Annotated in this window: 4 protein-coding genes; 2 read left to right on the top strand and 2 right to left on the bottom strand. The window is 69.9% G+C overall.

All coding sequences use genetic code 11. The annotated features are described in order from the left end of the window. Positions 1 to 922 (top strand): DNA gyrase C-terminal beta-propeller domain-containing protein (locus ACLN58_RS18425; protein WP_415856697.1); only part of this gene is annotated, 922 nt, incomplete at its 5' end. A gap of 117 nt (positions 923 to 1,039) precedes the next feature. Here the strand turns inward: ACLN58_RS18425 and ACLN58_RS18420 are convergent. Beyond that, on the bottom strand, positions 1,040 to 2,734 hold the full coding sequence (locus ACLN58_RS18420) for an MFS transporter (protein WP_415856696.1): 1,695 nt from the start codon (positions 2,732 to 2,734) through the stop codon (positions 1,040 to 1,042). 379 nt (positions 2,735 to 3,113) lie between these two features. Between ACLN58_RS18420 and ACLN58_RS18415 the strand changes: the two genes are divergently transcribed. After that, the gene (locus tag ACLN58_RS18415) at positions 3,114 to 3,632 is read left to right on the top strand and encodes a DinB family protein (protein ID WP_415856695.1); all 519 of its coding nucleotides are present in this window, start codon (positions 3,114 to 3,116) and stop codon (positions 3,630 to 3,632) included. Between the two features lie 58 nt (positions 3,633 to 3,690). Here the strand turns inward: ACLN58_RS18415 and ACLN58_RS18410 are convergent. After that, on the bottom strand, positions 3,691 to 4,455 hold a 765-nt coding region (locus ACLN58_RS18410), incomplete at its 5' end, for an ATP-binding cassette domain-containing protein (protein WP_415856694.1).

The raw sequence follows: 4,455 nt of genomic DNA, 5'->3' as shown, positions 1-4,455 counted from the left end.
CGCCCTCGCGCTCGAGATCGCGGACGATCCCTGTTGGGCCATCCTCTCGGCGTCCGGGAACATCGCACGAACCACGGGCGCCGAGCCGCTCGTCGAGAGCGGTCCGCGAGCGCGCCACGACGTCTTCCGCTCCGTGGTGCGGACGACGGCGCGCGGAGAGTTGGGTGCCGTGACCTCGGCGGGGCGGATGATGCGGCTCCAGGCCGTCGACCTCCCCGCGCTCGCTCCCTCGACCGGGCTCCCGAACCTCACGGGCGGCGTCGCTGCGAAGGACTTCATCACGCTCGAAAAGGGCGAATCGCTCGTGGCCCTCGTGCCGCTCGACGCGATCGTCGCGTTCGGAACGGCTCAGGGCATCGTCAAGCGAATCACGCCGGACTACCCGCTCAACCGTGAGGACTGGGAGGCGATCGCGCTCAAGCCGGGCGACCGCGTGATCGGGGCCGCGCCGGCGGCAGACGACGACGCGCTCGTTTTCATCTCCGAGCAATCCCAGCTGCTGCACTACCCCGCTTCGTCGGTGCGGCCGCAGGGCCGCACGGCGGGCGGCATGGCCGGGATCCGCCTCGCTGAGGGAGACAAAGCGCTCTCCTTCGGGGTTGTCCCGGCTGGCGACGGGGCCGCCGTCGTCGTGACGATCGCTGGAAGCCGCGACGCGCTGCCCGGCACCGCGCCCGGCACGGCCAAGGTCACGCCGTTCGCCGAGTACCCGGCGAAGGGGCGGGCCACGGGCGGCGTTCGCTCACACCGCTACCTCAAGGGCGAGGACGTGCTTCTCGCTGCCTGGGCCGGCCACGGCCCCGCCAAGGCGTCCTCGAGCGCTGGAGTGGCGCGCTCGCTGCCCACGGAGCACGGGCGCCGCGACGGCTCGGGCGTGCCGCTCTCGCAGGCCGTCGAGGAGATCGGGCCGAGCTTCGGCTGAGCCTGCTGTCTCCTCCGAGGCATCCCCTCCCCTCTGAGTCATCACCACCCGCCCGCCCATGCGGAAGGCCCGGCCCCTCAAGGGGCCGGGCCTTCCTGCCAAGGCTCTACCTCGGAATCAGATCGCCGGGATAGGTCCCGAGATCGGACCCGAAGCGACCGGAGCCTCGCCCGAGACCTGGGCCTCGAGGGCCGTTGCCTCGAGATCCACGCCCTCGCGCTGGGCGGCCGCAACGGCCGCGGGGTGATCGAGCGGGAGCTGGATCGCGTCGCCGTTCTCCGCGACCGCGACTGGCACCTCGGAGAGGGGCATGTGCTCGAGGTCGATGAGCGGGTCGTGGTCCTGCTGGGCAACGACGTCGCGCGCCTCAGCAGGCGACTCGACGCTCGGCATCGAACCGGGCAGCGGACGGCCCGCAGACTCGTGCAGGAAGAAGATCGCGACAGCGCCGACAACCGACGTGCCCATGAGGTAGTACGCGGGCATCATGTCGTCGCCCGTCGCCTGGATGAGCGCGTCGACGATGAACGGCGTCGTGCCGCCGAAGATGGCCACAGCGAAGTTGTACGCAATGCCCATGCCGCCGTAGCGGCTCGCCGTCGGGAACTGCGCGGGCAGCGCGGACGCAAGGTTGGCGACGTAGAACGTCACGGGGAACGCGATGAGTGCGAGCCCACCGAGCGTCGCCCACACACTTCCTATGCCGATCAGCAGGAACGCCGGGATCGCCAGCACAATCGTGCTGATGGCGCCCGTCCACAGGACTGGGCGGCGGCCGATACGGTCGGAGAGGCGGCCCGTGAGCGGGATGCACAGGCTCATGATCACGAGCACGGGGATCGTGAGCAGGGTACCGTGCAGCTCGTCGTAGCCCTTGGATTCCGTGAGGTAGGTCGGCATGTACGAGGTCAGCGCGTAGCCCACCGTGTTGGCGGCCGCGACGAGGACCATCGAGACGACGATCTCTCGCCAGTACTGGCGCACAAGCTGGAGCGGGCCCTTCTGGGCGCCCTCGTCGTTCGCCGCGAGCTCGTGAACCGCGTGCTCCTGCATGTCGAGCGCCGCCTGGAACGTCGGGCTCTCCTCGATCTTCAGACGGAAGTAGATCGCGATCGCGCCGAGCGGGCCTGCCGCGAGGAACGGGATGCGCCAGCCGAAGTCGCCCATCGCGTGGGAACCCAGCGTCAGCTGCAGCACGGACACGAGTGCCGCGCCGAACGCGAAGCCGAGGTAGCTGCCCATATCGAGGAAGCTCGCGAAGAAGCCACGGCGGCGGTCGGCCGCATACTCGCTCACGAACGTCGTGGCGCCCGCATACTCGCCGCCCGTCGAGAAGCCCTGGACAAGCTTCACGAGCACGAGCAGCACGGCCGCCCACAGCCCGATCTGGTTGTAGCCGGGCAGGAGGCCGAGCGCGAACGTCGACGCGGCCATCATGATGAGGGTCGCCGCGAGGACGCGCTGGCGGCCAATCTTGTCGCCGAGCCATCCGAAGAAGACACCGCCGGCTGGGCGGGCCACGAACGTCGCGGCGAAGGTCCCGAGGAGGAACAGCGTCTGCACCGAGGCGTCAGCCTTGGGCAGGAACACGGGGCCCATCGTTGTAATGAGGTAGCCGAAGACGCCGACGTCGAACCATTCCATCGTGTTTCCCACGATCGTCCCGCCGATGGCTCGGCGAAGCATGGAACGGTCCACGACGTGAACGTCGTCGACCCTGAGGCGCCGCTTGCGGAAGGTGATCCGGCGGCGCCCCGTGGGCGCCACGTCCGCGGCGGACTCGTGTGCGGTCTGGCTTAGGTCTCTCGGCATTCTCGCTTCTCTCGCGGAGTCGATTGCTGTGACTGTCAGTTGCCCCGCTGTCGGGCAGCACCCCACTTTAGTCGCCATATTTGAGAGTTGCATCTCAGATACTGCCTCGCGAGATGACGCGTGTCACATTCGGGGCGAGGCAGCCACCCGCACTCGGCGGCCCAATCGCCGCCTCGCGGGGCCCGCGCATCCCAGTAAACACAGAGCAAAGGCCGGGAAGCACACCACGCGCCCGCACTCCTACGGATCGGTAACCGAAGAGGCGTTCGAAGCGTTATGGTTTCGTAACGCAACCGGCGGGGCGGGGACCAAGATCGGCCAACGGGGATCGGCGGATCTGGCCGTGATCGCCGTCCTCCCCGACGGATAGACTGCGCCCATGGCGATCACCCCTGACTCGAAGGACTGGACCTGGGTCCTCGAGCGCAAGTGCCCCGAATGCGGCTTCGACGCGAGAGGCCTCACGCCGCACGACGTTGCCGAGCGCGTCACCGCGACCCTGCCGCGCTGGGACGCGGCGCTGAGGCGGGACGACGTCCTCGAGCGCCCAGACCCCTCGACGTGGTCGCCGCTCGAGTACGGCTTCCACGTGCGGGACGTCTTCGAGCTCTTCCGGAAGCGGCTCGGCCTCATGCTCGCTGAAGATGGGGCACAGTTCGAGAACTGGGACCAGGACGCGACCGCGGTCGAGAAGTCGTACGCCGACGCGGATCCGGCGGTCGTGCGGGTGGAGCTCGCCGAACAGGGCACCGCGACCCGGGACGCGTTCGACGCGGTCCCTGAGGACGCCTACGGCCGGCGTGGACTGCGGAGCAACGGTTCAGAGTTCACGGTCGTGACCCTCGCGCAGTACTTCCTCCATGACGTCGAACACCACCTCCACGACGTGCGCGGCTGAGTCCCCGAAATTCTTCAAACCGACGACGGCCCGGAGCGGCGCTTCGTCGAGCGCCAGCTCACAGCAGCGCAAGCCTCCGCACGCCGTCATCCGCCGCGTCGAGACGGAGCAGCAGATCGCCGTCCCGCAGCTCCGACGCGTGATGCGTCACCATGACGACCGTCCGGTCCGCGAGGGCCTCATGGAGCTCGGAGACGAGCTCGCCGGCCGCCTCCGGGTCGAGATGTGCCGTGGGCTCGTCGAGGAGCACGACGGCGGCGTCCGCCACGAGCGTCCGGGCGACCGCGAGCCGCTGACGCTGGCCGCCGGAGAGCTCTGAGCCCCGGCTGCCGATGCGGGCGTCGAGCCCACCGGGGAGCGAGCGAACGTGGGCACCGAGCCCCACCCGGTCGAGCGCGGCCCACAGCTCGGCGTCGTCCGGCGCTTCGTCGCGTGCGCGGGCCACTGCGAGATTCCCACGTACGGTCGAGTCGAACAGATGGGACTCCTGAGGGCACCACGCGACACGCCCGCCCGTGCGCACGAGGCCCTCGCGCGGGGCAAGGAAGCCCAGCAGGACGGCGAGGATCGTCGTCTTCCCACTCCCGGACGGCCCCGCAACCACGAGCCACTCCCCTGGGGCGACCCGTGCGGTGATCCCCGAGAAGACGTCCGCCTGCGCCGGCCAACCGGCCGCGAGCCCCTCGATCTCGAGGCCCGGCCCAGCCTCCGCGACCCCCCGGACGGCCAAATCCTCCGAGACCGATTCCGGCTCGCCGTCGCTCTCCGCGGCGATCCCTGCGAGCGCAGAGCGGATCGCGGGGATCCGCTGCACAGCCGCGGA

The organism is Sinomonas sp. G460-2, from assembly GCF_047759905.1.
Taxonomy (GTDB): domain Bacteria; phylum Actinomycetota; class Actinomycetes; order Actinomycetales; family Micrococcaceae; genus Sinomonas.
Note: the sequence above shows the minus strand (reverse complement) of the source record. Positions and strands in the feature narration are given on the sequence as shown.

Bases quoted from the DNA above. Each gene is read 5' to 3' on its own strand.
- ACLN58_RS18415 (WP_415856695.1), top strand. From the start codon at position 3,114: ATGGCGATCACCCCTGACTCGAAGGACTGGACCTGGGTCCTCGAGCGC.
- ACLN58_RS18420 (WP_415856696.1), bottom strand. From the start codon at position 2,734: ATGCCGAGAGACCTAAGCCAGACCGCACACGAGTCCGCCGCGGACGTG.